Origin of the sequence: Reyranella sp. (assembly GCF_004297405.1) — a bacterium.
GTDB lineage: Bacteria > Pseudomonadota > Alphaproteobacteria > Reyranellales > Reyranellaceae > Reyranella.
Window position 1 is genome coordinate 36901 of record NZ_SCVC01000033.1, and the last position, 26961, is coordinate 63861.

General features: G+C 64.2%; 27 protein-coding genes. 20 read left to right on the top strand and 7 right to left on the bottom strand.

The features are described 5' to 3' along the window. Positions 1-8 precede the first annotated feature (8 nt). Entirely contained in the window at positions 9-1427 is a 1419-nt protein-coding gene (locus EPO50_RS21890; RefSeq protein WP_296347468.1) for a PLP-dependent aminotransferase family protein, read from the bottom strand. Between the two features lie 84 nt (positions 1428-1511). Between EPO50_RS21890 and EPO50_RS21895 the strand changes: the two genes are divergently transcribed. Genes EPO50_RS21895 through EPO50_RS21905 form a run of 3 tightly spaced genes read left to right on the top strand, consistent with a single transcriptional unit; the run spans position 1512 to position 3026 of the window. Next, on the top strand, positions 1512-1985 hold the full coding sequence (locus EPO50_RS21895) for a carboxymuconolactone decarboxylase family protein (protein WP_296347470.1): 474 nt from the start codon (positions 1512-1514) through the stop codon (positions 1983-1985). Then, a complete protein-coding gene (locus EPO50_RS21900) occupies positions 1972-2406 on the top strand; it encodes a GNAT family N-acetyltransferase (protein ID WP_296347472.1) in 435 nt (144 codons plus the stop codon). Before EPO50_RS21895 ends, EPO50_RS21900 begins: the two co-directional genes overlap by 14 nt. A gap of 5 nt (positions 2407-2411) precedes the next feature. Continuing rightward, the gene (locus EPO50_RS21905; RefSeq protein WP_296347473.1) at positions 2412-3026 is read left to right on the top strand and encodes an NAD(P)H-dependent oxidoreductase; all 615 of its coding nucleotides are present in this window, start codon (positions 2412-2414) and stop codon (positions 3024-3026) included. Here EPO50_RS21905 and EPO50_RS21910 read toward each other — a convergent pair. Continuing rightward, positions 3023-3880 carry a branched-chain amino acid aminotransferase gene (locus tag EPO50_RS21910; RefSeq protein ID WP_296347475.1) on the bottom strand — a complete coding sequence of 286 codons (858 nt, stop codon included), beginning with the start codon at positions 3878-3880 and terminating at the stop codon, positions 3023-3025. The genes EPO50_RS21905 and EPO50_RS21910 overlap by 4 nt on opposite strands. 43 nt (positions 3881-3923) lie before the next feature. On the opposite strand from EPO50_RS21910, the gene EPO50_RS21915 reads away from it, so the two are divergent. The 14 genes from EPO50_RS21915 (at position 3924) to EPO50_RS21980 (ending at position 17913) form a co-directional block, all read left to right on the top strand. Beyond that, positions 3924-4790 (top strand): DMT family transporter, encoded by an 867-nt coding sequence (locus tag EPO50_RS21915; RefSeq protein WP_296347476.1) that lies wholly within the window; start codon positions 3924-3926, stop codon positions 4788-4790. A 120-nt stretch (positions 4791-4910) separates the two neighbouring features. After that, the gene (locus EPO50_RS21920) at positions 4911-5222 is read left to right on the top strand and encodes a hypothetical protein (protein ID WP_296347478.1); all 312 of its coding nucleotides are present in this window, start codon (positions 4911-4913) and stop codon (positions 5220-5222) included. Between the two features lie 88 nt (positions 5223-5310). Further along, positions 5311-6201: a dihydrodipicolinate synthase family protein gene (locus EPO50_RS21925; RefSeq protein ID WP_296347480.1), complete on the top strand. Its 891-nt coding sequence runs from the start codon at positions 5311-5313 to the stop codon at positions 6199-6201. Between the two features lie 29 nt (positions 6202-6230). Next, positions 6231-7742: a UxaA family hydrolase gene (locus tag EPO50_RS21930; protein ID WP_296347482.1), complete on the top strand. Its 1512-nt coding sequence runs from the start codon at positions 6231-6233 to the stop codon at positions 7740-7742. Positions 7743-7960: 218 nt separating this feature from the next. Next, the gene (locus tag EPO50_RS21935) at positions 7961-8167 is read left to right on the top strand and encodes a cold-shock protein (protein ID WP_296347485.1); all 207 of its coding nucleotides are present in this window, start codon (positions 7961-7963) and stop codon (positions 8165-8167) included. A gap of 4 nt (positions 8168-8171) precedes the next feature. Beyond that, entirely contained in the window at positions 8172-8630 is a 459-nt protein-coding gene (locus EPO50_RS21940) for a GNAT family N-acetyltransferase (RefSeq protein ID WP_296347487.1), read from the top strand. Between the two features lie 10 nt (positions 8631-8640). Further along, complete coding sequence (locus tag EPO50_RS21945; protein ID WP_296347489.1) at positions 8641-10035, top strand: amidase; 1395 nt, start codon at positions 8641-8643, stop codon at positions 10033-10035. A gap of 103 nt (positions 10036-10138) precedes the next feature. Beyond that, the gene (locus EPO50_RS21950) at positions 10139-12253 is read left to right on the top strand and encodes an adenylate/guanylate cyclase domain-containing protein (protein WP_296347491.1); all 2115 of its coding nucleotides are present in this window, start codon (positions 10139-10141) and stop codon (positions 12251-12253) included. Positions 12254-12274: 21 nt separating this feature from the next. Beyond that, entirely contained in the window at positions 12275-12970 is a 696-nt protein-coding gene (locus tag EPO50_RS21955; RefSeq protein ID WP_296347494.1) for a methyltransferase domain-containing protein, read from the top strand. Between the two features lies 1 nt (position 12971). Continuing rightward, a complete protein-coding gene (locus EPO50_RS21960; RefSeq protein ID WP_296347495.1) occupies positions 12972-14639 on the top strand; it encodes a transporter substrate-binding domain-containing protein in 1668 nt (555 codons plus the stop codon). Continuing rightward, on the top strand, positions 14636-15265 hold the full coding sequence (locus EPO50_RS21965; RefSeq protein ID WP_296347497.1) for a hypothetical protein: 630 nt from the start codon (positions 14636-14638) through the stop codon (positions 15263-15265). Before EPO50_RS21960 ends, EPO50_RS21965 begins: the two co-directional genes overlap by 4 nt. Before the next feature lie 133 nt (positions 15266-15398). Then, entirely contained in the window at positions 15399-16274 is an 876-nt protein-coding gene (locus EPO50_RS21970) for an SDR family oxidoreductase (RefSeq protein ID WP_296347499.1), read from the top strand. A gap of 42 nt (positions 16275-16316) precedes the next feature. Then, positions 16317-16841 (top strand): superoxide dismutase family protein, encoded by a 525-nt coding sequence (locus EPO50_RS21975; protein WP_296347502.1) that lies wholly within the window; start codon positions 16317-16319, stop codon positions 16839-16841. Between the two features lie 37 nt (positions 16842-16878). Further along, on the top strand, positions 16879-17913 hold the full coding sequence (locus EPO50_RS21980; RefSeq protein WP_296347503.1) for a D-cysteine desulfhydrase: 1035 nt from the start codon (positions 16879-16881) through the stop codon (positions 17911-17913). A 4-nt stretch (positions 17914-17917) separates the two neighbouring features. On the opposite strand, the gene EPO50_RS21985 is transcribed toward EPO50_RS21980, so the two are convergent. From EPO50_RS21985 to EPO50_RS21995, 3 genes are all read right to left on the bottom strand, one after another. After that, entirely contained in the window at positions 17918-18913 is a 996-nt protein-coding gene (locus EPO50_RS21985) for a tripartite tricarboxylate transporter substrate binding protein (RefSeq protein ID WP_296347505.1), read from the bottom strand. Between the two features lie 65 nt (positions 18914-18978). Beyond that, positions 18979-19716 (bottom strand): histidine utilization repressor, encoded by a 738-nt coding sequence (hutC, locus tag EPO50_RS21990; protein WP_296347507.1) that lies wholly within the window; start codon positions 19714-19716, stop codon positions 18979-18981. Then, the gene (locus tag EPO50_RS21995) at positions 19713-21080 is read right to left on the bottom strand and encodes a formimidoylglutamate deiminase (RefSeq protein WP_296347508.1); all 1368 of its coding nucleotides are present in this window, start codon (positions 21078-21080) and stop codon (positions 19713-19715) included. Before EPO50_RS21995 ends, hutC begins: the two co-directional genes overlap by 4 nt. Before the next feature lie 30 nt (positions 21081-21110). Here EPO50_RS21995 and hutI point away from each other — a divergent pair, with 30 nt between their 5' ends. From hutI to hutU, 3 genes are read left to right on the top strand one after another with little or no spacing between them, the layout of a single operon-like run. Continuing rightward, positions 21111-22310: an imidazolonepropionase gene (gene hutI / locus EPO50_RS22000; RefSeq protein WP_296347509.1), complete on the top strand. Its 1200-nt coding sequence runs from the start codon at positions 21111-21113 to the stop codon at positions 22308-22310. Further along, positions 22307-23854, top strand: coding sequence for a histidine ammonia-lyase (gene hutH, locus EPO50_RS22005; RefSeq protein ID WP_296347511.1), 1548 nt, complete (start codon positions 22307-22309; stop codon positions 23852-23854). Before hutI ends, hutH begins: the two co-directional genes overlap by 4 nt. Beyond that, positions 23851-25512: a urocanate hydratase gene (gene hutU / locus EPO50_RS22010; protein ID WP_296347513.1), complete on the top strand. Its 1662-nt coding sequence runs from the start codon at positions 23851-23853 to the stop codon at positions 25510-25512. Before hutH ends, hutU begins: the two co-directional genes overlap by 4 nt. Here hutU and EPO50_RS22015 read toward each other — a convergent pair. Further along, positions 25509-26282 (bottom strand): ferredoxin--NADP reductase, encoded by a 774-nt coding sequence (locus EPO50_RS22015; protein ID WP_296347514.1) that lies wholly within the window; start codon positions 26280-26282, stop codon positions 25509-25511. The genes hutU and EPO50_RS22015 overlap by 4 nt on opposite strands. A gap of 212 nt (positions 26283-26494) precedes the next feature. After that, complete coding sequence (locus tag EPO50_RS22020) at positions 26495-26926, bottom strand: MarR family winged helix-turn-helix transcriptional regulator (RefSeq protein ID WP_296347516.1); 432 nt, start codon at positions 26924-26926, stop codon at positions 26495-26497. Between the last annotated feature and the right edge of the window lie 35 nt (positions 26927-26961).

The following is a 26961-nucleotide window of genomic DNA, read 5'->3' on the forward strand; positions in this document are numbered from 1 at the left end:
GCTGCGACCTAGGCGATGGCGCGTGCCAGGGCCTTCGCTCGCGCGAGAGCCTGTTCCTCCGGAATGTTGGTGAAGCTCAGCATCAGGCCGGAATCGCGTGTCCGTCCGAGGTACTGGGCGGAAAGCGCGGTAGGCAGGAGACCATGCCGGAGGGCGCGGCGTGCGAGTTCGACGTCGTCGCCCTGTTCGGGAAAACGGGCGAGCAGATGCATGCCGCCTGGCCGCAGCGTCATCTCCAGCCGATCGCCAAAGGTGCTGCGCAGTGCCGAGGCGAGAGCGTCGCGTCGGGCCGCATAGAGGCCGCGCATGCGCTTGAGATGCCGGCCGAAGTGTCCTCCGGAAAGAAAGTCAGCAACGACGCGTTGACCCAGCACAGGTTCGCCATGGGTGGTGGCGCGCTTCGCCTCGATGACCTGCTGAATCAGGGAATGAGGCACGACGAGATAGCCGAGGCAGAGGCCGGGGAAGAGGGTCTTGCTGAAGCTGCCGGCGTAGATCACGCGGTCGGCGAGATCGAGACTCTTCAGTGCCGGGAGCTTTCGCCCGACATAGTGGAACTCGCCATCGTAGTCGTCCTCGACGATCCAGCCTTTCGTCTCGGTGGCCCAGGCAAGGAGCCTCTGTCGGCGGGCGAGTGAGAGGGCGACGCCGAGCGCGCTCTGATGGGCGGGCGTCACCACTACGAGCCGGGCGCGGGGCGCGTTCTCTTGCGCGAACTCCACGTTCAGTCCCTGATCGTCGACAGGGATGGTCAGCAGCCGGGCCGATGCCGCTTCCAGGGCATGGCGTGCAAGGAAATAGCCGGGTTCCTCGAACCACACCCCGTCGCCCGGCCGCAGGAGCAGACGAGCCATCAGGCTGAGGGCGTCCTGATAGCCGCTGGTGATGACCACCTGCGACGCGTGGCACGGCACGCCGCGCGAGACGGCGAGGTACGACGCGATTGCCTCGCGGAGATCGGGCAGGCCTGCATAGGCGGGATAGGAGAGGGCGCCGCCGCTTAGTCGCTTGGCGGTGCGTGCGGTCAATCGCGCCCAAAGAGCGCGCGGGAACGCGTCCAGGGCGGGCAGGCCCAACTGGAACGGTCGCGGCTCGGTGCCTGATTCCTCCTCGGGCGCTGGCTGCAGTTTCTCGCGGACCGAGCGCGCGGGCAGAGCGCCGATCTGCAGATCGGGCGAGACGATCGTTCCGGCGGGTCCACGCGAGAGGAGGTAGCCTTCGCCGACGAGCCGCGCGTAGGTCATGTCCACGGTGCCGCGCGCTACGCCCAGCTCACTCGCCAGAGTGCGGACCGAAGGCAGCTTTTCTCCGGGCGTGAGCTGCCGCTTGGCGATTGCCGTCCGGATCCGCTGGTAAAGCTGCTCCTGCAAAGGGAGCGCGGACCGCGCCAGGGGAGTGGAAACGAGGCGTTCGGTATGGCGAGGCATGGCCTAGTGATTTTCTCAAATCTTGGACCATTTATATAGGCCATAAGAGTGCCATCTAACGGACGTCACTTTTAGGAGTAACACATGTCCGTTCAGCGCCTTTCGATCCCGAAAGCCTCGCCCGAGGGATACGCGGCTCTCACCGCCGTCGAAACTTACATCCAGCGCAGCGGTCTGCCGGTAAGCCTGGTCGACCTGGTGAAGATGCGCGCGTCACAGATCAACGGCTGCGCCTTCTGTCTCGACATGCACAGCAAGGACGCCCGCAAGCTGGGGGAAACGGAGCAGCGGCTCTATCTCCTCAACGCTTGGCGAGAGTCGCCAATCTACACGCCGGCCGAGCGTGCTGCGCTGGCCTGGACCGAGTCTCTGACACTGATCGCCGAGACTCATGCACCCGATGCTGACTACGAACTCCTGCAAAAGCACTTTTCGGCCAAGGAGATCGCCGATCTCACAATCCTGATCGGGATGATCAATCTCTGGAACCGGGTCGCGATTGGCATGCGCAACCAGCATCCGGTCGCCAGAGTGGAGGCGGTCCGTGAGCGCGCTTGAGTTGCGTCACGCCGATACCGACGAAGATCTCGGGGCGTGCTTTCCGCTGATGCAGCAGTTGCGGCCGCATCTTGCTGATGGTGTGGAGCTGCTTGCACGGGTGCGCCGGCAGGAGAAGGAGAGTTACCGGCTGCTTGCGGCCTGGCGAGACGGCAATCCCGTCGGTGCAGCCGGCTATCGGTTCCAGGAGAACCTGGTCCGGGGCCGCTTCGTCTATGTCGACGACCTCGTCGTGCTCGACAGTGAACGCCGGTGCGGAATCGGCGCGCTCGTGTTGGACGAGGTCTCGCGGATCGCCAAGGGCGCTGGCTACGACTGGTTGACGTTGGATACCGCGCTCAACAATTCATTGGGGCAGAGGTTCTATTTCCGGTGGGGCATGCTTTCGACGGCACTGCACTTTGGAAAACCTCTGCGATGAATACGGTGCTGCTGCTCGAGGCCAGCCCGCGCTTCGGCCGCTCGCAGAGTCGCGCCGCAGCGGAGCACGTCATCTGTCGTCTGAAGGTGCGTGAGCCGGCGCTGCGTGTTCTTCAGCGTGATCTGGCGGCAGTACCACCGGCGTTGATCGACGAGGCCTTCACCGAGGCCATGTATGTGCCTGCGGCCAAGCAGGACGAGGGACAGCGTCAGGCACTTGCGGAGTCGGAGACGATGATTAGCGAGCTCGAACAAACAGGCGGTCTCGTCATCAGCACACCGATGAACAACTTCACCGTGCCCGCCGTGCTGAAGGCCTGGATCGACCAGGTGCTTCGCCTGGAACGTACATTCCGGTCGACGCCGACCGGAAAGGTCGGTCTGCTGACGGATCGACCGACCTATGTGGTCGTCGCGACGGGCGGGTTCATCACCGGCGAACGCGCCCGGCAACCAGACTTCCTGACGCCGTATCTAAAGGCGGTCCTGGCGACCTTGGGAATCAAGACGATCCAGTTTCTTTACCTGGAGCGCATCCCGCGCGGTTCGGACTGGTCGCCAGACACGGATGTGCAGGTCCAGTGCTGGCTGGACCAACACCTTCCCTGTTCTGGTCGCTAGATCACTCGCTGCGTGCGCGAGAACGCCATGTAGAGTTCATGTGCGCGGGCGGCGATCGGGCCGGGCTGCAGGTCGCGATCTTCGTAGCGGCTGACCGGCTGGACCTTGCCGGCATTGCCGGTGGTGAAAAGCTCGTCAGCATCTTCGAGATCGGCCGTCGTGACGGTGCGCTCCTCAACTGTGATGCCGGCCGAGCGCAGCAGCTTCACCGTGCGATTGCGCGTGATGCCGGCCAGGAATGAACCATTTGGCACCGGCGTCGACACCGTGCCGTTCTTGGCGAGGAAGATGTTGGAGCTGCAGGTCTCCGCCACATTGCCGATTGCGTCGAGCACGATGCCGTTGTTGAAGCCGCGCTTCATCATCTCGGCGACGCCACGCGAAGAATTGGGATAGAGGCAGCTCGCCTTGGCATCGGTCGGTGCGCTCTCCGGCGTCGGCCGACGGATCGAGCGGCAGAGGCCCAGGGTCAGCGGTGTGCCGGCGCGCATCGGCGAGACATAGGTGCAGAGCAGGAACTGCGCTGAGTCGGGATCGACCGAGATCGGCCCGGCGCCACCCTTGCCGGCCCAGAACATCGGCCGCACGTAGAGCTCGGCCTTGGGACCAAAGCGGCGCACGCTCTCGTGCATCAGCTTAAGTATGTCCTGCGGTGTCTGGGTGGGGTTCAGCCCGATGGCGCGGGCCGACCGCACGACGCGTTCCGCATGGAGGTCCAGATCCGGTCCGCAGCCCTCGAAGGCGCGGCCGCCGTCGAATACCATGGAGCCCAGCCAGAAGGCGTGGTCGCGTGGGCCCAGGATAGCCGGGTTGCCCTCGTGCCAGGTGCCGTTCCAGTAGGTGAGCGTGTCCATAGTTTTCCTCGTTCTTGGAAGCCGGCGGGAATAGCAGATTCCCATGAGCGGGGCAGCCCTTCTGGCCCTCGGCGCGGCGTTTTGCTTCGCCCTGGCACTTATCCTGACGCAATTCGGGCTCCGGACCATGCCGTCCTGGCGCTCGCCGCTCTATTCGATCATCGGTTCGGCGGTGGTGGCGTGGTTGCTGGCGCTACCTCTGGTCGATTGGGATGCGCTCGATTGGCGTGCCGTGGCGATCTTCGCCGGAGTGGGCTGCATCTTCCCCGTGGTCGTGTCGATCCTCTCGGTGCGCTCCAACGAGAAACTGGGGCCAGCCGTGGCCGGCGCGGTCGGCAATGTCACGCCGCTCTTTGCCGTGTTGGGGGCCGTGCTGTTCCTGGGCGAGCACTTGCTGTTCGCGCAACTCGCCGGACTCGCGATGGTGGTGGGCGGTGTCGCCTTGCTGGCGCTGCGTGGTGGGGCTGGTGGCCGGCAGTGGTCGGTCTGGGTGCTCGGCTTGCCCTTGGCGGCGGCGTTGGTGCGCGGCTCGATCCAGCCCGCGATCAAGGCGGGTCTCGCGATCTGGCATGAACCCTTGGCGGCGGCGGCCATCGGCTACACGCTTTCCTCCGCTGTGATCCTCCTCCTGGTTGGCCGTCGCGCCTTTCGCGAAGGCCCTGCGATTCGCGAAGGCGTTCTTTGGTTCCTGTGCGTCGGCTTTGCCAACGGCACGGCGACCTTTCTTCTTTATGCAGCGCTGGGGCTCGGCTCGATCGCCCTGGTGGCGCCGCTGGTCGCGCTGTTTCCGCTCATCGCAGTCGTGCTGAGCTATTTCTTCCTGCGCGACGAGAAGCTGCACGCGATCGGCCTGCTGGGAATCTTGGTCAGCGTGGCCGGTGTCATTCTTCTGCTGCTCGGCGGGAAATGAGCGTGTCCAAAAGACGGCGGAATGGGCGCGCGAATTCCCCAGATGGGGAGACACTTTCACAGGGGTCGATGCGTATCTCCCTTTGAGGCGGTGTGATGCCGCCGGGAACGGAGGCTGACTATGATGAAGCGTATCGCTCTCACCACGATCGCCGCCGCCAGTTTCTTGACGGTGGCGCTCGGTACCGCGGCCGTCACACCGGCCAGCGCCCAGTCGTTCGGCATCTATATCGGCAGGCCGGCGCCGCCGCGTTACTACGCGCCACCCGTCCAGCGAGTCTGGGTGCCAGGCTATTGGCGTTGGCATCATGGCCGTCAGGTCTGGGTCGACGGCCGCTGGCGGGGTGGACCGCCGCCGGCCGCCTATTGGACGCCGAACCCCTGGCAGCCGCAGCCCGCTTGGAATCGCGGCTGGGGTTGGGGCCACGATTAGGTGAATTGACTAACTATGGCGGGGCGCTTCGGCGCCCCGCTTTCTTTCCTCCGCTTTCCTTTCCAAGGGGGCGGCCTATCATGCCGCCATGCGCACCGATCGATTTGGCCTTTCCGTCGCCCTTGCCACACCCTTTGCCGAAGACCGGTCGATCGACCTGCCACGGCTCGTCGCACACGCGCGACAGTCGCTGGCGGATGGCTGCAACAGCATCACGGCGTTCGGCACGACAGGCGAGGGCGCCTCGCTTGGGCTGAACGAACGGCAACGGGCACTGGGTGCTCTGGTCGGCGCCGGTATCGATCCCAGGACTCAGCTCGTCGTCGGCATTGCTGCCAGCTCGGTCGAGGATGCGATCGCTCAGGGCCGCGCCGGCCTGATGCTGGGGTGCTCGAGCTTCCTTCTGGCGCCGCCGTTCTATTTCAAGAACCCCGACGATGAAGGCCTGTTCGACTGGATCTCCGCGGTGTTGATGGGGCTCGGCCCGAAGGCGAGCAACGTCATCCTCTATCACATCCCGCAGGTTACGGCGGTCGGGTTGTCGATGGACCTGATCGGCCAACTGAAGAAAGCCTTCCCTGCGCAGATCAAGGGCGTGAAGGATTCTTCTGGTGATTGGGACAATGCTCAGGCACTCCTGAAACAGCATGGCGACCTGCACATCCTGATCGGCGACGAACGCCTGCTGGCGCGCGCGATGAAGCTGGGCGCCTCGGGCGCGATCACGGGACTAGCAAACGTTGCCCCCGATTTGATGCAAGCGCTGCTCGACGGCATCGAAGAACCACGTGTCAATGCGATGGTCGAAGCCGTGCTGCCCTTCGCCGTGACGGCGGCTGTCAAAGCGCTGGTGGGGCATCGCCGCAACGATGCGGCGGCCTGGTCGCGCATGCGGGCGCCGCTGAGGTCGCTTGGCCAGGCCGAGTGCGTGGACCTGTTTGCGACCATCGACGCGATAAGAAGCAAGCGCGCCGCGTAGCGTGCTTGTCAGTTCTGGAGGAAACGACAATGACAGCACCGCTTACCATCCGGTTGCATCCGGCTGACAACGTTGTCGTGGCGCGCATGGACATCTTGCCCGGCACCAAGGTCGAGGGCGAGGTTGCCGCCGCGACGCGTGTGCCGCCTGGCCACAAGATCCTGACCAGGGCCATCAGGAAGGGTGAGCCGCTGCGCAAGTACAATCAGATCATCGGCTTCGCGACCGAGGATCTGGCGCCGGGGACGCACATCCATACGCATAACTGCGTGATGGGCGACTTCGAGCGTGACTATGCCTTCTGCGCCGATGCGCACCCGACCGACTACATCGCGCCGCCCGCGACGTTCATGGGCTATCGCCGCGCCGATGGCCGGGCGGCGACGCGCAACTACATCGGCATCGTGACGACGGTGAACTGCTCTGCCGCGACCAGCCGCATGATCGCCGCGAAGCTCGAGCCGTTGCTTGCCGAGTATCCCAACATCGATGGCGTAGTGCCGCTGACGCATGGCGGCGGGTGCGGCATGGCGGCGTCGGGCCTCGAGATGGATGTGCTGCGCCGCACCCTCGCCGGTTACACAAGACATCCCAACATGTCGGCGGTCGTCGTTCTGGGATTGGGCTGCGAGACCAACCAGATCTCCGGCCTGATGAATGCGGAGGGACTGAAAGAAGGCCCTAAGCTCATTCCGATGGCGATTCAGGATGAAGGCGGCGTCGCGAAGACTGTGGGCCGTGCGGTCGGCTTCCTGAAGGAAGTGTTGCCCGAAGCCAACGACGTGAAGCGCGAACCGCTGCCGGCCAGTGAGCTGATCCTGGCGCTGCAGTGTGGCGGCTCCGACGGCTATTCGGGCATCTCCGCCAATCCGGCGCTGGGTGCGGCCGTTGATCTTCTGGTGCGCAATGGCGGCACCGCGGTGCTGTCCGAGACGCCCGAGATTTATGGTGCAGAGCATCTGCTGACACGCCGTGCCGTCACCAAGGAGGTCGGCGAGAAAATCGTCGAGCGCATCCGCTGGTGGGAGGAGCACTGTGCTCGCACTGGCGGTGAGATGAACAACAATCCGTCACCGGGTAACAAGGCCGGTGGCCTGACAACCATTCTCGAAAAGTCGCTGGGTGCAGTCGCGAAGGGCGGCACGACGAATCTGGTCGACGTGTACAAATATGCAGAGCTGATCACCGCAAAGGGGTTCGTCTATATGGACTCGCCCGGCTACGACCCGGTGTCCGCTACAGGGCAAGTCGCCGGTGGTGCCAATGTTTTGTGCTTCACGACGGGGCGCGGCAGCGTCTTTGGCTGTAAGCCAACGCCATCGCTCAAGCTTGCAACGAATACCTCCCTCTATCGACGCATGACTGACGACATGGACATCAACTGCGGAACTATCGTCGACGGTGAAGAAACAATTCAGGAGAGCGGCCGGCGCATCTTCGACCTTATTCTCGCCACGGCGTCGGGCCAGAAAACCAAGTCGGAAATTTTGGGTATTGGTGACGACGAATTCGAGCCATGGAAGATCGGGGCTACAATGTGAAGGTTCCTTGGGAGCCAACTTGACTTCCAAACGTTACTCACCCATATGCGGCCCTACGACTCACGAACTTGGCCTTGCTTTGGCGGCCCAGCCCACAGCGGCCACGGACTTTCCACCACGAGCTTTTCCCCAAATTCCACGGTTGTCGCAGACGGTTGCAGCGAGCGCTCCGTTTGCGCGCATATGTATGTGCTCGTCTACCAGCCTAGGAGAGAGAGATGGCTACAGGCACCGTCAAGTGGTTCAATGCCACCAAGGGCTTCGGCTTCATTCAGCCGAGCGATGGCGGCAAGGACGTGTTCGTCCACATCAGCGCGGTGGAGCGTTCGGGCATGAACGGCCTCAACGAAGGCCAGAAGATCAGCTACGAGATCGCCACCGAGCGTGGTCGTTCGGCAGCGGTCAACCTGAAGGCCGCCGACTAACGGCATGAGAGTAGCCCCGCTCGTCGAACGTCCCGATCTGGTCGAACAAGTCTCGGCCTGGGGTTTCGCCGAGTGGGGCCATCTCAATCCTGATCAGACGCTCGAACAGCGCACGGCCAGGATCCGGGGAAAGATGAACGTCGATCGTGTCCCGGTCGCGTTCGTCGCCCTCGACGAGGAAGACCGCATCGTCGGTACCGCCTCTCTTATCTTCGACGACCTCGACGGCGATCCTCGCAATCCGTGGCTTGCGAGCGTCTTCGTCCCTCCCGAACATCGCAAGAAGGGCATCGCGTCGGCGCTCGTGCGCACCGTCGAGGATGCTGCACGCCGGTTCGGGTACTCGCGTCTCTATCTTTTTACGTCTTCGGCCCCAGCGCTTTATACCGGTCTCGGCTGGAGAGCGCTTGAGCAGCGCGACTATCGCGGCGAACATATCCAGGTGATGGATAAGTCGTTGTGAAGGAGTACGCATGCCGGCCGATTTGCATTACCTGTCGCTCGACGAGGTCGCGCGGCGCCTGAAGGCGCGCAAGCTGTCGTCCGTCGAAGTGACACAGTCGATGCTCGATCGCATCGCCAAGGTCGACCCCAAACTCAAGAGCTACGCGACGCTGACCGCCGAGCGCGCGTTGGCCGATGCGGCGCGCCTCGATGCCGAGACAGCGGCGGGCAAGTCGCGCGGTGCGCTGCATGGCGTGCCGATCGCGGTGAAGGATCTTTGCAACACGGCAGGTGTTGCGACGGCCGCCGGCATGGCCATCCACCGTGCGAACGTGCCTGCAAAGGATGCAACGGTCGTGACGCGCCTCAAGGAAGCGGGCGCCGTCATCCTTGGCAAGCTGCAGATGACGGAGGGCGCCTATGGCGCACACCATCCCAGCATCCCGGCGCCGCTCAATCCCTGGAACGCTGCCTATTGGACGGGTTCCTCCTCGTCGGGATCCGGCGCCGCGACGGCGGCCGGTCTCTGCTTTGCCTCGCTGGGCTCCGATACGGGAGGTTCGATCCGCTTTCCTTCGACGATGAACGGGTTGAGCGGTCTCAAACCGACCTGGGGCAGGGTGAGTCGCGCCGGCGTCTTCCCGCTGGGCGAGTCCCTCGACCATATCGGCCCGATGGCGCGCAGCGCTCTCGATTCAGCGCTCGTCCTGGGCGTCATTGCTGGCGCCGATCCAGACGACGCGACAGCGGCTGGCATGCCGGTGCCTGACTACGCAGCCACCATTTCATCGGGCGTGAAGGGCAAGAGCATCGGCCTGCCGACGAACTTTCGCGACCTCGATGAGGATTCCGAACGCGCGCTCGCCGGTGCCGTCGAGGTCTTCAAGAAGGCAGGGGGCACGATTGTCGACACGACCTTGCCGGCGAGCTTCTTCGAGGCGTCCTACGACTGGGTGCCACTGTGCGCGGTCGAGGCTGCCGTGGCGCATGCCGAAACCTATCCGAAGCACGCCAGTGAGTATGGGCCCGTGCTCGCAGGTCTCCTCGACGCCGGCTTGAAGCTTTCAGGAGTCGATCTCCAAAAGCTGCTGTTGCGGCGCGCGGCACTGAAAGGCGAACTCGACAAGCTCCTGGCCTCGGTCGATCTGCTCCTTTTGCCGGTGATGAGTCGGGCCGTCTGGTCACTCGAGGCCTTGGCGGAGGGCGGTCGCGATGTCGAGGCCGTGGCTGGGCGGCTGCGTTACACGGCTCCGATCGACATGAGCGGTCATCCTACGCTCACCTTGCCGGGCGGAATGACACGCCATGGTGTGCCCGCTGGCTTCCAGATCGCCGGCCGTGCCTTCGACGAAGGGTCCATTCTGGCGGCAGGCCATGCCTATCAGCAGGTCACTGACTGGCATCTGAAGCGCCCTCCCTCCTGAGACGGTCTTCTGAGAAGACTCTCTGCACCCGTTGGACGCTGAATCTCCTTTCAATTATAGTGAATGAATCGCCTTGGGGGAGGTGGGCAGGGGCAGTGGGTGCATGAGACTTCTTCACGATACAAATCTGCGCCTGCGTCCCAGCATCCTGACGCTGTTCGTCCTTCTGACGGTGCCTGTTTTCATCGCGATCGTGGCGGTGAATTACGTTTCGAATGAGCGAATCGCGCGCGACAACGCCGAAAGCCTCCTGAAGCGCTTCAATGTCGAGGCCGTCGAGAACATCCAGAACGTTTTCGAGCCCATCAAGTCCTTGGTCCGTAGCGCAGCTGCCGTCGGCAGCGAGCAGCCCGAGTTCTTCGCCAGCAAGCGATCGGTTGCCTATCTCTTCAGTATTCTCCAGCACAGCGAACGGATCATCAGTGCCTATGTCGGCCTGACCGATGGTGCGTTCCGCCAGGCCCGCCAGATCGATCCGGCGGTCGAGATTCAAGGCAAGCTGCCACCGCCGGGCACGCGCTATGCCGAACGTTGGATCGATCCGTCGCTACGGGCCGCGCCCATCGACCACTATATATTCCTCGACGCCGAGCGTCGGGAACTGGGCAGCTCCGAGCAGACCACGTCTTACGATCCGCGGGCGCGTTTGTGGTATCGCACGGCCCAGCAGACGGGTGCTATTTCCGTGAGCGACGTCGATGTCTTCGCGACGCTCGGCTTGGTCGGGTTCACGGTTGGTGCGCCGTTCTACCAGGACGGCAAGCTGCAGGGCGTAGCCGCTGCCGATATTACCCTCGACGATCTTTCCAGCTATCTCGCCGACCACAAGGTGAGCCCGGGCACGCTCTCCTACATTCTCGACCACCAGGGCAGGGTCATCGCCAATTCGGAGCGCAGCAAGACCTATGCCAGCCACGCCGGTCGCGTCGAGCTGCAGCACGTCACCTCGCTGGGCAATGAACTGCCGGCGGTCGCCTTCGGCTTTCGTCCGCGTGGCGACGAGAAGATGTTTTCCTTCTCCCATGGCGGCAAGGAATACGTCGCGAGTCTCACGACCTTGCCAGCTTCATTCGGCAAGAAGTGGCAACTCTTCGTCGTCACGCCGCTCGCCGATTTCACCAGCATCTTTGCCGAGCACAACAACAAGCTGTTCATCTTCGGTCTGATCGCCATCGCCTTGCAGATCCTGATTATCTATTTCCTATCGAGCGTCATCTCTTCTCCCTTGGAGAATCTCGCGCGCAAGGTGACGCGGATCCAGGATCTCGGGGGCGAGAACCTGCCTCCACTGCATTCGCCCATTCGCGAGGTGGCGTTGCTGTCGCGTGCTATCGATACGCTCGACACCGCAGTGAAGTCCTTTTCTGCCTTCGTGCCCGTAGGGCTCGTCCGTGAGCTGCTCGAGTCCGACCAGAAACTCGAACTGGGCGGCCACAGCCGTTTCCTCACCATCTTCTTCTCCGATCTCGAAGCCTTCTCGTCGCTGTCCGAGGAGTTGCCGTCGCAAGAGCTGCTGTTGCGCGTCTCGGCCTATCTTGAGATCGTGACCAAGGCCGTGAACGAAGAGCACGGCACCATCGACAAGTTCATCGGCGATGGCGTCATGGCTTTTTGGGGCGCTCCGGCGTTACTCGACGACCATGCGCTGCGCGCCTGCTTCGCGGCCTTACGCATTCGCAAGAGCATGGCCGCCCTCAATGCGCGCTGGGAAGCCGAAGGCAGCAAGCCGATGCGCATCCGAGTCGGCATCCACAGCGACGCCGTCCTCGTCGGCAACATTGGTTCCAAGGAACGCATGAGCTACACGGTGATGGGTGACGGTGTGAACGTCGCTGCGCGCCTCGAAGGCATCAACAAGGAGTACGGCACGCGCATCTGCATCAGCCATTCGGTGTTCAAGGAAGCTGGCGAGCGGCTCTGTGTCCGGCCGGTCGACGATGTCGTGGTCAAAGGGCGCCGCTCGAAGGTGCCGATCTACGAACTGGTTGGCGCCTATGGGATCGGCGAGGAGTTCGAGCCCGATGCCGCCACCGAGAAACTCTGCCGCATGACGCGCGTGGCCTACGAGGCACTGATGTCCGAAGATTTCGCACTGGCACTCGAGCGCTATCGCGAGATCCTGATCGAGTATCCCGAAGATACGGTAGCCAACGAGATGGCCAAGCGTCTCGTTGCTACGGAAACCACGCCACGCGTCCAGCGCCAGATGTCGCGCTGACCGACAGATAGATCGCCAACCATGCTGGATATCGCCAAGCCTTCCCCTGCCACAGCGGCCTTACGACCAAGCGAATACACGGCAGCCCTGATCCATGTCCTGCGGCGTCGCCCCGAGTGCGTGCAGGGCGCGAAGGTCCTCGAAATGGGATGCGGCAGCGGCGTCGTGCTGGCGGCTTTGGGCGCGATGGGGGCAACCTCGTTGAGTGGCGTCGACATCGAGGACGAGGCCGTGTCCACGGGGCGGTTGTTGCTGCGTGAGCTTGGCCACGATGCCCAGCTTTTCCGTGGCGACATGTGGCAACCCGTGGCGGGTCGCCGCTTCGACCTGATCGTCGCCAACCTCCCGCACTTCCCGATGGAGCATGTCGAAGTCGCGGGTCGTCTGCCGACTTGGAGCTCGGGCGGTGTCGACGGCCGGGAGTTTCTCGATTCTTTCCTCGAGGGCCTGGCAGACCACTTCACCGCAAAGGCGCGGGCGGTTCTCACCCATAATGCTTTTGTCGATGTCGAGCGCTCACGTGTCCTTGCCGCGCGTCACGGGCTCGCGCTCACGGTTCTTGCCTCGGTGCTAGTCCACATTGCCAACGAGAAGCTCGCGCTGATGACGCCGTCGGTGCTGCTGGCGGAGGACGGCAAGTCGATCCATCGCTACGGCCCCCATGTCTTCGCCGACCTTCACATCGTGGAGATCGCTCCCGTCGGAACACAGAGCTGAGATGTCCATCCGGCGTGGTCTGTTCGTCTTTTTGGCGTGGCTTGTTTTGCTCGTGGCTCCGGTCGTCCAGGCGGAAACGCCGGACGCCGCGCTCACCACGCTGCTCACCGAGGCGCGTGCTGCCGCGGCAGTGCCCGGCGCCTGCAGCCAATCCGGTCTGGATCGGCTCGTCCGGCTCTATTGCACCGGTAAGATTCGCATCGGTGTGCGCGAATACTATCCGCTGTTCGGCACGCGCGAGGGCCGGGAGCGTCTCGGCTATGACGTGGATGTCGGCCGAGCCATGGCCGAACGTCTGGGCCTCACGCCCGAATTCACACGCGTCAACGCCGCCAGCCGTATTCCGCTGCTGGCAGACGACAAGATCGATCTCACCATCGCCACGATGGGCCACAATGCCCAGCGTGACAGTCAGGTGCGGTTCATCCGTCCGCACTATTACCAGTCCGAAACGACGATCGTTGGTCCGAAGTCGCTGGACATCAAGGATTGGCCCGACGTCTCCAACCGCACGATCTGCGTCACGATCGGCAATGGCTCCAACGCGCAGATCGTCTCGCACAATGCGCGCCTGATGCTGTTCGACGAAGCCGGTGTGTTGCCGGACAGACTACGCGATGAGGTCTGCACCTTGGCGGCGCAGGACGACAGCTTCTTCGCCTACTATTTCACCGACCCGGCTTTCACCGCGCGCTTCGACCAGAAGTTCGGTTTTGCCCAGGTGCCCTGGGGAGTGGCTGTTGCCCAGTCTGGCACTGATCGATTGGCAAAGGCGCTCGATCTGATCAGCCAGATCTTCCATCGCGACGGCGAGTTCCTGAAGATCGCGAAGGAGAATCACGTTGGCACCGGCTTCCTCGAACGCCAACGCATCGTCTGGAATCGGCCTGACTGCAACACGGCGAGCGGCAACACCGATCCGGCCTGTGTTCTTCCCGCGCTCACCGCGGTGCTGGAGCCGACGCCGTTCGCTGGGCGCGTCGCGGCTTTCGAAGCCTGGATGGAGCAGCATACCGGCATCGCCCTGCAGCTCCCGATGTTCAAGACCATGCCGGCGTGGCAACTCTTCAAGGCCGGCATTATCAATTCGCTGATACTGGTGGTCGGCGCGCTGGCGGCGACGCTGATCTTCGCCCTGGCGCTGGGTGCGGTGCAGAGCTCGCGCTCCTTCGTACTGCGCTGGCCGGCTCGGCTTCTCATCGTCGTTCTGCAATCCTCGCCAGTCGTCCTGACCCTGGTCATCTCCGCTGCGGTCGCACACGCTCTCTTCCCGTACTCCTCCGCTGTGGCGATCGGTGCGGCCATCGTGGCGCTTGGTCTGATGAATGGCAGCAATGCCGGTCAGGCGATCGCCGAAGCCCTGCATTCGCTTCGGACGGAGAGGGGCGGGCCACCCGCGCCCACGACCGAGCTGTACGGCCGCGCCGTCAGCCGGTCGGCTACACAGATCGTGTCCTTCCTGATCAATGCGGCGAAGGGCACACCCATCGCGAGCTTCATCGGCGCACCAGAGCTGCTCAGCGCGTTGACCGACATCACTTCCTTTGCCAGCGGGCGCGCCAGCACCTATTCGCTGCTGCTCGTGTTCTATATCGCGGTCGTGATCGTCGTGGTCTGGCTCTGCGGCAAGCTGCAAATATGGCTCGAACGCCGTCAGGTGACAGCATGAGCCGCGTCTCCCCCGATTTCCTGCCGCAGCTCCTCGCTGGCATGGTGGTGAACTTCGAGATCGCAGCGATTGCGCTTCTTGTCGGTCTCGCCGTCGGCGGCCTGCTCACCTGGGCAAAGCTGGTTGGTGGTGTGGTGGGAGCGATCGCCGTGACGCTCATCGGCTTGATGCGGGCGGCGCCGACCTTCGTCGTGATGTTCTTCCTGCTGAACATCATCCCATCCGATGCGACTCTATTCGGCGTCAATGTCGCGCCGTCCGGCGTCATGACGGTCGCCCTGTCGCTGGTGCCCTATGCAGCGGCCTATGTCGCTGACAATGGCAGCGAGGCCCTGAAGCAGCTTCGCGACGGCTCGCCGCTCGGCGCATTGCTCTTCCTGCCCAACGTCACGCGCGCTTATTTCGTGCTGGTGATGTCGTCCAGTGCGGGGGCGGCCATTGGTGTCAGCGAGGGCATTGCAGTGATCCTGCGCGAGGCCGAGCGGATGCCGACGCTTGGCGACAAGATGGTGCTGTTCGCCATTGGCATCGTCTGTTTCGGCATCACCCTGCAGGCAGGCTTTGCCTTGATGCGGCTGTTGCAGCATCGGCTCGGCCGCCTCGCGTTGCGCAGCCGTCAGGGCTAGAGCATTTTGCGTTCGGCCGGACTCGGCCGGACGTAAAATGCCTGAAGCAAAGATGTTTGAAACAGTGCGTTTCCGATCAAGTGGAACCGCTTGCGCGGTTCCACTTGATCGAAAGCCGCTCTAGGCTGTCGGGATGAGTAATGATCTGCAGTACGCGTCCGTCTTTCGTCCCGGCCTGTTCGCTGGCCGCACTATCCTCGTCACCGGTGGCGGCTCCGGGCTGGGGCGGTGCACTGCACACGAGCTGAAATCACTCGGCGCGCGGCTGGCGATCGCGGGCCGCACCCAGGAGAAGCTCGACCAGGTGAAAGAGGAGCTGGGCGATCTCGATACCTTCACCTTCGCCGCCGATCTCAGGCGCGAGGAGGAGGTCAAGGCCATGGTCGATGGCGTGCTGGCCTGGAGTGGAGGGCGCATCGACGGGCTGGTGAACAACGCCGGCGGCCAGTTCCCAGCCCAGCTCAAGGACATCTCGCTGAACGGCTGGAATGCCGTCGTGAACAACAACATGACTGCGACCTTCCTGGTCTCCAAGGCGGTCTATCTCGGCTCGATGGAAAAGCACGGTGGCGCCATCGTGAATGTCGGCGCCGATTTCGAACTCGGTAATCCCGGCATGGGTCACAACGGGGCCGCGCGCGCCGGCCAGACCAACTTCACTTACACCGCCTCGGTCGAATGGGCGCATTCGGGCGTGCGCGTGAATTCCGTGCTGCCGGGTTTCATCGCGTCCTCGGGCTTCGACCGCTATCCCGAACGTGCCCACGATGTGCTGCGCGGTGTGAAGACCCGGGTGCCGCTGAAACGGCACGGCACTGAGTCGGAGATCGCAGCTGCCATCGTCTACCTGCTGAGCGATGCCGCGGCCTACGTCACCGGCACGTCGCTGCGCGTGGATGGCGGCCTGCACAATGCCGGCAAGTCGAGCTTCTACGAAGTGCCGGATCACAACCGGTCCAAGCCGTTCAACGGCTTTCCGCTCTACCGGCCCCCGAAGATGCTGGAGTAGTCTCCTTTTCACCTTACCTGGCCTGAACAACCGGAGGACACGATGCGTATTGGCCGATTTTTCGCTGCCTTGTCTGTCGCCTGCACCTTGGGCATCGCTGCGTCGCTTCCGGCACACGCCCAGACCGCCAAGGCGGCGTTGAAGGACGCCAGCGGCAAGGACGTGGGCACGGTCCAGCTCATCCAGACGCCGCATGGTGTGCTGCTTAAGATGGCCCTGAAGGGCGTTGCCCCCGGCGAGCATGCCTTCCACATCCACGCGGTCGGCAAGTGCGAACCGCCCTTCACCAGCGCCGGTGGCCACTTCAATCCGGCCGACAAGAAGCACGGCATGGAAGCCAAAGAGGGCTCGCACGCCGGTGACATGCCGAACCTCTATGTGCCGGCCAATGGCGAGCTGACGGTCGACGTGGCCAATCACATGGTCACTTTGGCCAAGGGGCAACCGAACTCGGTGTTCGATGCGGATGGTTCGGCCATCATCATTCATGCCGGCGCCGACGACTATAAGACCGACCCGACAGGCAATGCCGGCGATCGCATCGCCTGCGGCGTCATTGTCGAATAACTGAACGTCACCGCAGTCCAGGACTGGAGTCGATAGAATGGATTTGGCCCGTTTTCCGCGTCGTCGCTACACGCATGCTCCCACGCCGATCGAGCTGCTGCCGCATTTCACCAAGGCGCTGGCGGCAAGCTGTCCGGGGGGCGTCGGTCCGGAAATCTGGATCAAGCGCGATGATCTGTTGGGCCTCTTCCCCGGCGGCAACAAGACCCGTAAGCTCGAGTTCCTGGCGGCGGACGCCTTGGCGCAGGGCGCCGACACGCTGATCACCTGCGGCGCCCCGCAGTCCAATCATTGCCGCATCACGCTCTCGGCCGCAGTCAAGGAGGGGCTGAAGTGCCGCTTCGTGATCGAGGAGCGCGTGCCCGGCAGCTACAAGAAGGAAGCCGGCGGCAACAACTTCATGTTCGAACTGATGGGCGTCGAGGCCATCACTGTGGTGCCCGGCGGCTCGGACATGGGCGCGGCGATGTCGAAGGTGGCACAGGAAGTCGCCTCGCTGGGCCGCAAGGGCTACATCATCCCGGGCGGCGGCTCCAACGCCATCGGCGGACTGGGCTATGTCGCTTGCGTGCAGGAGATGCAGCAGCAGTGGTACGACATGGGGCTGGCGTTCGATGCCGTGGTGGTGGGCTCTGGCAGCTCCGGCACACACGGCGGCATGGCGGCAGGCTTTTTCGGCAACAGCATCAAGATCCCGCTGATCGGCATCGGTGTCAGCCGCGATCCGGCCGACCAGGAGCCGCTCGTCTACAAGGAAGCGCAGGCCGTGGCCGATCTTCTCGGCATCGGCAAGGTGCCGCGCGAGGCGGTGAAGAGCTTCGGCGGCTACTGGCAGCCGAAATACTCTGTGCCCAACGCCAAGATGGTGGAAGCCGTCCAGATGCTGGCGCGCACCGAAGGCATCCTGCTCGACCCGGTCTACACCGGGAAGATCATGGCGGGCCTGATCGGTCTGGCCCGCCAGGGTCACTTCAAGCCGAATGCCAAGGTGCTGTTCATGCACACGGGCGGCCTGCCCTCGCTCCACGTCTATGAAGACGTGGTGCTCGGGCGTACGGCGCTGAACGACTGACCGGCTACTCGACCTTGGCGCCGGACGCCTTGATGATCGGCGCCAGCTTCTTCTCATCGTTGGCGCGATAGGCGGCGGTGTCCTTGGGCGACAGCCACATGTTGGTGGCGCCCTGTTGCTCGAACGCCGTCTTCACTGTCGGCGTTTCGAGTGCCTTTTTGGTGAGGGCCGAGAGTTTCTCGACCATCGCCGGCGGCAGATTGGCCGGACCGCAGACGCCGCCCCAGGAGCTGATCTCGAAGCCCGGCAGGAACTCGGCAATCGTCGGCTTGTCGGGCACGGCGGGGTGCCGCGTCTTGGAGGTCACGGCGATGCCCTTCACCTTGCCGCCCTTCATCAGGCCGAGCGGCCCGGGGATGTTGTCGAACATCATGTCGACCTGGCCTGCCAGGATGTCTTGATGCGCCGGTGCGCTGCCCTTGTAGGGGACATGCAGGATATTGACGCCGGCCATCTGCTTGAACATCTCGCCGGTCAGGTGCGGGCTGGTGCCGGCGCCCGAGGAGGCGAAGGAGTATTTACCCGGATTGGCCTTCGCGAGCGCGATCAGCTCGGGAATGGTGTTCGCCGGGAAATCGAGCCGCGTCATGAGGAAGTTCGGCACCGACCAGAGCATGGCAATGCCGGTGAAGTCCTTGGCCGCGTCGAACGGCAGCTTGGCGTAGAGCGTCGGCGAGATCGCGTGCGCGGCGATTGTATAGAGGCCGATCGTGTAGCCGTCGGGCGTGGACTTGGCGATCACGTCGGCGCCGATGTTGCCACCGGAGCCAGCCCGGTTCTCGATGATGAACTGCTGGCCGGTCAGTTCCGAGAGCTGGGCGCAGACGATACGGGAGAGCGTGTCGGTTGGCCCACCCGGTGGGAAGACCACGATGTAGCGCACTGGCCGATTGGGCCAATCATCGGCCGCCCGTGCGACGCCGGATGCGACCATGGGTGCTGCGAGCAGACCGCCCGACAGGGCGAGCGCGCGCCGGCGACGAAGAGACAATTTTGCCATCTTGAAAGTGCCTCCACTGCTTTATAGTTGAGGCACATCCTAATGACTGAAACTCCGCCGGTAAATTACCGCTGCGATGGCGTGAAGTGGGCCACGAGCTGGTGGGCGTCGCCCGGATAGAGCAGGCGCACGTTCGTGATCGGCATCTTACCGCGCCAGGTCCGGCGCTCGACGACGAGGCAGGACGTGCCCTGCGGAACCCCGAGCCGCAAAGCCTCGGCGCGGCCCGCTGCCGTCGCGCGGATGCGGTGCTCGGCTTCGGTCCACGGCACGGTGTCGAGCAGCCACCGGCCCGGCGACACCTCGGCAAAACTCTCGGCCTCCGCTTCCGGCACTGCCTTAAGGTTGATCAGACGCTCTTCCAGGCAGAAGACTTTGCGCCGGGCGAAGTGACGGCAGGAAATCTCCAACAGACGCCCGGACGTCTTGGTGCCAAGAAAGTCGCCATCACGACGATCGCTGCGCCGCACCGTTCGGGAGATCATCTCGAAGCGATAGGGTTGGCCGAGCGCCAGTACCTCGGCCTTGATGTCGTGGATCTCCAGGATGGCCGCCTGCGAACTCGGCTGCCGCACGAAAGTGCCGGCCTTGCGTCGCCGCTCGACGAGGCCGGCGCTGGCAAGCTGCGTCAGTACCTTGGCGACCGTCATGCGCGAGCAGTCGTAGGCCGCTGCCAGCTCGTGCTCGGTGGCGATGCGGGCTCCCGGCGCCAGGGCGCCGGACAGGATGCGGCCTTCGATGTCGCCCAGGATTCTCTGGTGAAGCGACTCCGACGTACCCGCCTTGTCGGCAGTGCGTGTCATGCGTCCTGCAGCATGCGGGCGAGCGTCTGCCGATAGCGCTGCCCGATCACCTCGCGCTGCACATGTCGGCCGTTCGTCACCAGCTTGCGGCCGGCACGCCAGACGCAATCGACGAGATTGTGGCGACCAGAAAAGATCCAGGCATCGAGCCATTGGTCGTGGCGCCGATGCACAAGGGCATTGTCGTCGGCTTGAAGGCTGATGAAATCGGCCGATGCGCCGACGGCAATGCCGCTCGTGACTCCAAGAGCCTGGCCGCCCCCAGCGAGAGCGCCGTCGAACAGGCGACGTCCGGTTGATGGAGTCGAAGTGCTGGCGAGCGCATTGCGTGAGCGCAGCACGAGCCGTTGTCCATATTCCAGAAGGCGCAATTCTTCGGCGGCATCGATCAGGACATTGGAGTCCGAGCCAACGCCAAACCGGCCGCCTTTGTCGAGGAAGCGGCGAGCCGGGAAGATTCCATCACCGAGATTGGCTTCCGTGATCGGACAAAGCCCCGCCACGGCACGACGCGCGATCATGCCATCGACCTCGGCGTCCGTGACATGCGTGGCGTGGACAAGGCACCAGTGCTCATCGACGGGCAGCCGATCGAGCAGCAGTTCGACCGGGCGCTTGCCGCTCCAGGCCAGGCAGTCCTCGACCTCCTTGGTCTGTTCGGCGATGTGGATGTGCACAGGTCCATCGGCGGCCAGTGGCAGGATCGCCGCGATCTCCTCCGGTGTGGCGGCGCGCAGACTATGCGGCGCAATGCCGACGATGGCGTCCGGCAGGGGGGATACGGCCCGCCGGCTGGCGTCGATCAGCCGACCATACCGATCGACGTCGTTGATGAATCGGCGCTGGCCGGGCACGGCAGGCTGTCCGCCGAAACCGGCATGGGCGTAGAAGACCGGAAGCAGAGTGAGCGCGATACCAGTTGCCGACGCGGCCGCGGCGATCCTTGACGCAAGCTCGGCGATATCGCCGTAGGCCGCACCCCGGGTGTCGTGGTGGACGTAGTGAAACTCGCCGACGCGCGTGAACCCGCCTTCGAGCATCTCCAGGAAGGCCTGAGCCGCGATGGCCTCGACATCCTCGGGTTCCATGCGGTCGACGAAGCGGTACATCGCCTCGCGCCAGGTCCAGAAGCTGTCTTCGCTGGGGCCGCGTTGCTCGGTGAAACCCGCTATGCCGTGCTGGAAAGCGTGGCTGTGCAGGTTAGGCAGGCCTGGCAAGCCGATCTCGTGATGCTCGTCCCCGGCCTCTGCCACTGCATCGCGTGTAATGGTCTCGACACGCCCGTCGGCCAGGGTGAGCCGCACATTGTCGGCCCAGCCCTCGGGCAGCAGCAGTGAATGGAACCACAGGCGGGTTCTGGACATGTGATTATGTATAGTCATAATAATGGCACCATGCAATGTGACCGGCTCTGGAAGAACGCCCGACTTGCCACCCTGGAAGGGGAGGGGCTCGGCCTCGTCGAGGGCGGGCTGATCGCCGCGCGCGATGGCCGGATCGTCTATGCCGGGCCCGCGGCAGGGGCGCCGTCGTTCGAGGCCGCGGAGACCGTCGATTGCGAAAGCCGTTGGATCACGCCGGGCCTGGTCGATTGCCACACCCACATCGTCTATGGCGGCAACCGCGCCCATGAGTTCGAGTTGCGGTTGGCAGGAGCGAGCTACGAGGAGATCGCGCGCGCTGGCGGTGGCATCGTTTCGACGATGCGCGCCACCCGTCAGGCAAGCGAAGAGGATCTTGTCCGTAGTGCGCTGCCCCGTGTTGATGCTCTCCTGCGTGAGGGCGTGACCACTCTCGAAATCAAATCGGGTTATGGGCTCGATCTTGCCGCAGAGGAGAAATCGCTGCGTGCCGCCCGCCGCATTGGCGAGCTGCGGCCCGTGGCGGTGACGACGACCTTCCTTGGCGCGCATGCACTGCCGCCTGAAGCGAATGGCGACAAGGACGCTTACATCGCCAAAGTTTGCGACGAGATGCTGCCGGCCGTGGCGCGCGCCGGCTTAGCCGACGCCGTCGACGGTTTCTGCGAAGGCATTGCCTTCACGCCGGAGCAGATCGGCCGCGTCTTCGACGTGGCAAAGGCGCATGGCCTTCGGGTGAAGCTGCACGCCGAGCAGCTCTCCAATCTGGGTGGTGCGAAGCTCGCGGCGCGCTACGGCGCTTTGTCGGCGGATCATCTGGAACATGTCGACGAGGCAGGCGTCGTGGCACTGGCCGAAGCCGGCACCGTCGCCGTGTTGCTGCCAGGCGCCTTCTACTTCGTGCGCGAAACTCACAAGCCGCCGGTCGACCTGTTGCGCCGCCATGGTGTGAAGCTCGCCATCGCGTCGGACAGCAACCCCGGCACGTCGCCCCTCACGTCGTTGCTGCTGGCGATGAACATGGCGGCGACGATGTTCCGTCTTACCGTCGACGAGTGCCTGGCTGGCGCGACGCGCGAGGCGGCACGCGCGCTGGGCTGCCTCGATGCGGTGGGCACGCTGGCGCCGGGCAAGTGGTGCGATCTTGCGATCTGGGACATCGAGCGTCCCGCCGAGCTGGTTTACCGCATGGGCTTCAACCCATTGCACGCGCGAGTCTGGAGGGGTCGATGAAGCCTGTCGTCCTGTCGCCGGGGGAAGTCCCGCTCTCGGCTTGGCGCGATGTCTATCGTGGCGCCGACGTCTCGCTCGATCCCGCCGCGTTGCCGGCCGTTTCCAAGTCGGCGCAGGCGATCTCCGCCATCCTCGCCAAAGGCCAGCCGGTCTACGGCATCAACACGGGTTTCGGAAAGCTCGCCAGCGTGCGCATCGAGACCGCCGACCTCGCGGCCCTGCAACGCAATATCGTGCTCTCGCATGCTGCGGGGGTCGGTGCACCGATGCCGGTTCCCGTGGCCCGCCTCATGATGGCGCTGAAGCTCGCGAGTCTTGCCCAGGGGGCCTCGGGCGTTCGTGGCGCCACGATCCGCATGCTCGAGGGATTGCTTGCCAAGGGATTGACGCCGGTCGTGCCACGTCAGGGTTCGGTCGGCGCCTCGGGCGATCTGGCGCCACTCGCGCATATGAGCGCGGCCATGATCGGCGTTGGCTCCTTTTTCGTCGGCGACAAAGTCGTGCCGGCCGCCCAAGCCCTTTCCGAAGCGGGCCTTGCCCCGTTGCAGCTCGGTCCGAAAGAGGGGCTGGCCTTGCTGAACGGCACGCAGTTCTCGACGGCCTATGCGCTGGCCGGTCTCTTCGAGGCGGAAAACCTGTTTGCTGCGGCGCTGGTAACGGGTGCGTTGTCCACCGATGCCGCGCGCGGGTCCGATGCGCCCTTCGATCCGCGTATCCATCGCTTGCGCCGTCACAAGGGCCAAATCGACGCCGCCGAAGCTCTGCGCCGCCTCATGTCCGGGTCAGCGATCCGCGCTTCGCATCTCGTGGGCGACGAGCGCATTCAGGACCCTTATTGCCTGCGCTGCCAGCCGCAGGTCATGGGCGCGGTACTTGATCTGCTCACCCAGGCCGCGGCGACGCTCGAAACCGAAGCCAACGGCGTCACCGACAATCCGCTGATCTTCGCCGACACGACCGAAGCGCTGTCAGGCGGCAACTTCCACGCCGAGCCCGTGGCTTTCGCCGCCGACATCATCGCCATGGCGATCTGCGAGATCGGCTCGCTCGCCGAACGCCGCATTGCCATGCTGGTCGATCCGGCGCTGTCGGGCCTGCCGGCGTTTCTGACACCGCGGCCGGGCCTCAATTCCGGGTTCATGATTCCGCAAGTGACGGCGGCGGCCCTCACTTCGGAGAACAAGCAGCGCGCCTATCCGGCCAGTGTCGATTCCATTCCGACTTCCGCCAATCAGGAAGACCATGTCTCGATGGCGGCGCACGGCGCGCGCCGCCTGCTCGACATGGCGGAGAATGGTTGCGCCATTGTCGGCATCGAGTTGCTGGCCGCCGCGCAGGGCTGTGACTTCCATCGTCCGCTGGCCTCAAGCCCGCCGCTCGAAGCGGTACGGACTCTGCTGCGCCGCGACGTGCCGCATCTCGAGGACGACCGCCATTTCCATCCCGACCTGGAGAAAGCCAAGGCGCTGGTCGCCGAAGGCGCCGTGGTCAAAGCCGTCGGTGACGGTTTCCTGCCTGCACTGGATCGAAAGGGAACAGCATGACCCGCATCGATAACGCCCGCGTCGTCCGTGCACCGCGCGGCACCGAGATTTCAGCCAAGAGCTGGCTGACCGAAGCGCCGCTGCGCATGCTGATGAACAATCTCGATCCCGACGTGGCCGAGAAGCCCGGCGAGCTGGTGGTCTATGGCGGCATCGGTCGTGCGGCGCGCGACTGGGGCAGCTTCGACCGTATCGTCGAGTCGCTGCGCAAGCTGAACGCCGACGAGACGTTGCTCGTGCAGTCTGGCAAGCCCGTCGGTGTGTTCCGCACGCACGCCGATGCGCCGCGCGTGCTGATCGCCAACTCCAACCTGGTGCCGCGCTGGGCGACCTGGGAGCACTTCAACGAACTCGATCGCAAGGGGCTGATGATGTACGGCCAGATGACGGCCGGTTCCTGGATCTATATCGGCAGCCAGGGCATCGTTCAGGGCACCTACGAAACCTTCGTCGAAATGGCGCGCCAGCATTACAACGGCAGCCTTGCCGGCCGCTGGATTCTGACGGCAGGCCTGGGCGGCATGGGCGGCGCGCAAACGCTGGCGGCCACCATGGCCGGCGCGTCCTGCCTGGCCATCGAGTGCCGGCCGAGCAGCATCGAGTTCCGCCTCCGCACTGGTTATGTCGATGTGCAGGCCAAGGACCTCGACGACGCACTGGCGATCATCGCGAAGGCGACGGCGGAGAAGAAGGCGGTCTCCGTCGCGCTTCTCGGAAACGCCGCCGAAGTCCTGCCGGAGCTTCTGCGCCGTGGCGTGCGCCCGGACTGCCTGACCGACCAGACATCCGCCCATGACCCGGTCAATGGCTACCTGCCCAAGGGCTGGACGCTCGACGAGTGGGAAGCCAAGCGTGCCAGCGATCCTGCCGCCGTCACTAAGGCCGCCAAGCAGTCGATGGCTGGCCATGTGCGCGCCATGCTGGAGTTCCACAAGCTCGGCGTGCCGACGGTCGACTATGGCAACAACATCCGCCAGATGGCCTTGGAAGAGGGCGTGGCCGACGCCTTCAGCTTTCCGGGCTTCGTGCCGGCCTATATTCGTCCGTTGTTCTGCCGCGGCATCGGACCGTTCCGCTGGGCTGCGCTCTCGGGCGATCCTGAGGACATCTTCAAGACCGACGCCAAGGTCAAGGAGCTGCTGCCCGACAACAAGCATCTCCACACCTGGCTCGATATGGCCAAGACGCGCATCAAGTTCCAGGGCCTGCCGGCGCGCATCTGCTGGGTGGGATTGGGCGATCGCCATCGGCTCGGTCTCGCCTTCAACGAGATGGTGGCCAAGGGCGAACTCAAGGCGCCGATCGTGATCGGCCGCGACCACCTCGATTCAGGGTCGGTCGCCAGCCCCAATCGCGAGACCGAAAGCATGCGCGACGGCACCGACGCGGTGTCGGACTGGCCGCTGCTGAACGCGCTGCTCAACTGCGCCTCGGGCGCGACCTGGGTCTCGCTGCATCATGGTGGCGGTGTCGGCATGGGATTCTCCCAGCATGCCGGCATGGTGATCGTTTGCGACGGCACACCGGAAGCGGCCAAGCGCGTGGAGCGCGTTCTGTGGAACGATCCGGCCACCGGCGTCATGCGCCATGCCGATGCGGGCTACGAGGACGCGATCGCCTGCGCCCGTGAGAAGGGACTCAACTTGCCGAGCCTCTAGCGCTCGGCAAAGGCCTTCTCGACGACGAAGTCGCCGGGCTCGCCGTGATTGCCCTCGACGAAGTGCTGGTCGAGGAGCAGTTGCTTGGTGTCGGCAAGCAGAGCCGGGCTGCCGCAGATCATGACGCGATCATGCGCCGGGTGCAGCGTCGGCAGTGCGATCTCGCTGAACAGCTTGCCCGAGGTGATCAGGTCGGTGATGCGGCCGCGGTTGCGGAACGGATCGCGAGTCACCGTCGGGAAATAGATGAGCTGGCTCCGCACCATCTCACCGATCAGTTCGTCCTTGGGCAGGCGCTCGGTGATCAGTTCGCCGTAGGCGAGTTCGGAGACGCGGCGGCAGCCATGCAGCAGCACGACCTTCTCGAAGCGCTCGTAGGTCGCGGGATCCTTGATGACGCTCAGGAACGGTGCCAGGCCGGTGCCCGTGCCGATCAGGTAGAGATTGCGGCCGTTCTTCAGATTGTCGATCACCAAGGTGCCGGTGGCCTTGCGGCCGACGATGACATTGTCACCGGTCTTGAGATGCTGCAGGCGCGAGGTGAGGGGGCCGTCCGCCACTTTGATCGAGAAGAACTCGAGGTTCTCCTCGTAGTTGGCGCTGGCCACGCTGTAGGCGCGCAGGAGCGGCTTCTCGCTGAGCGCGAGGCCCATCATGGTGAACTCGCCATTGCGAAACCTGAACGAGGGATCGCGCGTGGTGGTGAAGCTGAACAGCGTGTCGGTCCAGTGATGGACGTCGAGCACCCGCTCCTGGGTGAAACTGGCCATAATCGTTTGTATGCATACGACCGGGCCGGATCAAGGCAACGGCGCAGCATATGCTGTCGGATTTGGCCGACCGGACGGGATATACTTTCGAGGCCGGGGCGCCCGACGCAATCCTTTTGCCTTCGGGTGAAATTGTCGGGTTTTCAGGGCCCAGATCCTTCACGGGCACGGGCTGATTATGGGAATCGCGTGCCGTTGTAGCGGCGCTCCTGCTAACGCAGCTTCATCAGCAAGGCCTTGAGTGTCTGGCGCTCGGGCGCGGTAAGCGGCGCCAGCGTGTCCTCGGTCGCCTGGAAGGCGCCGGAAACGGCCTGGTCGACCCTTTCTCGTCCCGCCGGCGTCAGCGTAACCAGCAGCCGGCGACCGTCGCCCGGGTCGGCGCTCGTCTTCGTCAAACCGCGCGCGGACAGCCGGTCGATCACGCCCTTGATCGTGGCCACGTCCATGGCGGTCAGTCGGCCGAGTTGGTTCTGCGAGCAGGTGCCGACTTCGGCGAGCTTGGAGAGCGCCGCCCATTGCGTCGGCGTCAGGTCCCCGCCCATCAGCCCGTCGAAGAGGGCGACATGGCGCTGCACGACCTGGCGCAGGATGAAACCGATCTGCTCGTCCAGAACATAGGGTCGGCGTGACGCTCGGCGGCTCATGGAAATGTTCTCCGATGCAGGGGCCGGCAGCAATA

Bases quoted from the DNA above. Each gene is read 5' to 3' on its own strand.
- hutH (WP_296347511.1), top strand. From the start codon at position 22,307: ATGAAGCCTGTCGTCCTGTCGCCGGGGGAAGTCCCGCTCTCGGCTTGG.
- EPO50_RS21960 (WP_296347495.1), top strand. From the start codon at position 12,972: ATGTCCATCCGGCGTGGTCTGTTCGTCTTTTTGGCGTGGCTTGTTTTG.
- EPO50_RS21975 (WP_296347502.1), top strand. From the start codon at position 16,317: ATGCGTATTGGCCGATTTTTCGCTGCCTTGTCTGTCGCCTGCACCTTG.
- EPO50_RS21970 (WP_296347499.1), top strand. From the start codon at position 15,399: ATGAGTAATGATCTGCAGTACGCGTCCGTCTTTCGTCCCGGCCTGTTC.
- EPO50_RS21980 (WP_296347503.1), top strand. From the start codon at position 16,879: ATGGATTTGGCCCGTTTTCCGCGTCGTCGCTACACGCATGCTCCCACG.
- EPO50_RS21925 (WP_296347480.1), top strand. From the start codon at position 5,311: ATGCGCACCGATCGATTTGGCCTTTCCGTCGCCCTTGCCACACCCTTT.
- EPO50_RS21965 (WP_296347497.1), top strand. From the start codon at position 14,636: ATGAGCCGCGTCTCCCCCGATTTCCTGCCGCAGCTCCTCGCTGGCATG.
- EPO50_RS21915 (WP_296347476.1), top strand. From the start codon at position 3,924: ATGAGCGGGGCAGCCCTTCTGGCCCTCGGCGCGGCGTTTTGCTTCGCC.
- EPO50_RS21950 (WP_296347491.1), top strand. From the start codon at position 10,139: ATGAGACTTCTTCACGATACAAATCTGCGCCTGCGTCCCAGCATCCTG.
- EPO50_RS21895 (WP_296347470.1), top strand. From the start codon at position 1,512: ATGTCCGTTCAGCGCCTTTCGATCCCGAAAGCCTCGCCCGAGGGATAC.
- EPO50_RS21940 (WP_296347487.1), top strand. From the start codon at position 8,172: ATGAGAGTAGCCCCGCTCGTCGAACGTCCCGATCTGGTCGAACAAGTC.
- EPO50_RS21995 (WP_296347508.1), bottom strand. From the start codon at position 21,080: ATGTCCAGAACCCGCCTGTGGTTCCATTCACTGCTGCTGCCCGAGGGC.
- hutU (WP_296347513.1), top strand. From the start codon at position 23,851: ATGACCCGCATCGATAACGCCCGCGTCGTCCGTGCACCGCGCGGCACC.
- hutI (WP_296347509.1), top strand. From the start codon at position 21,111: ATGCAATGTGACCGGCTCTGGAAGAACGCCCGACTTGCCACCCTGGAA.
- EPO50_RS22020 (WP_296347516.1), bottom strand. From the start codon at position 26,926: ATGAGCCGCCGAGCGTCACGCCGACCCTATGTTCTGGACGAGCAGATC.
- EPO50_RS21920 (WP_296347478.1), top strand. From the start codon at position 4,911: ATGATGAAGCGTATCGCTCTCACCACGATCGCCGCCGCCAGTTTCTTG.
- EPO50_RS21945 (WP_296347489.1), top strand. From the start codon at position 8,641: ATGCCGGCCGATTTGCATTACCTGTCGCTCGACGAGGTCGCGCGGCGC.
- EPO50_RS21890 (WP_296347468.1), bottom strand. From the start codon at position 1,427: ATGCCTCGCCATACCGAACGCCTCGTTTCCACTCCCCTGGCGCGGTCC.
- EPO50_RS21910 (WP_296347475.1), bottom strand. From the start codon at position 3,880: ATGGACACGCTCACCTACTGGAACGGCACCTGGCACGAGGGCAACCCG.
- EPO50_RS21930 (WP_296347482.1), top strand. From the start codon at position 6,231: ATGACAGCACCGCTTACCATCCGGTTGCATCCGGCTGACAACGTTGTC.
- EPO50_RS21935 (WP_296347485.1), top strand. From the start codon at position 7,961: ATGGCTACAGGCACCGTCAAGTGGTTCAATGCCACCAAGGGCTTCGGC.
- EPO50_RS22015 (WP_296347514.1), bottom strand. From the start codon at position 26,282: ATGGCCAGTTTCACCCAGGAGCGGGTGCTCGACGTCCATCACTGGACC.
- EPO50_RS21955 (WP_296347494.1), top strand. From the start codon at position 12,275: ATGCTGGATATCGCCAAGCCTTCCCCTGCCACAGCGGCCTTACGACCA.
- hutC (WP_296347507.1), bottom strand. From the start codon at position 19,716: ATGACACGCACTGCCGACAAGGCGGGTACGTCGGAGTCGCTTCACCAG.
- EPO50_RS21985 (WP_296347505.1), bottom strand. From the start codon at position 18,913: ATGGCAAAATTGTCTCTTCGTCGCCGGCGCGCGCTCGCCCTGTCGGGC.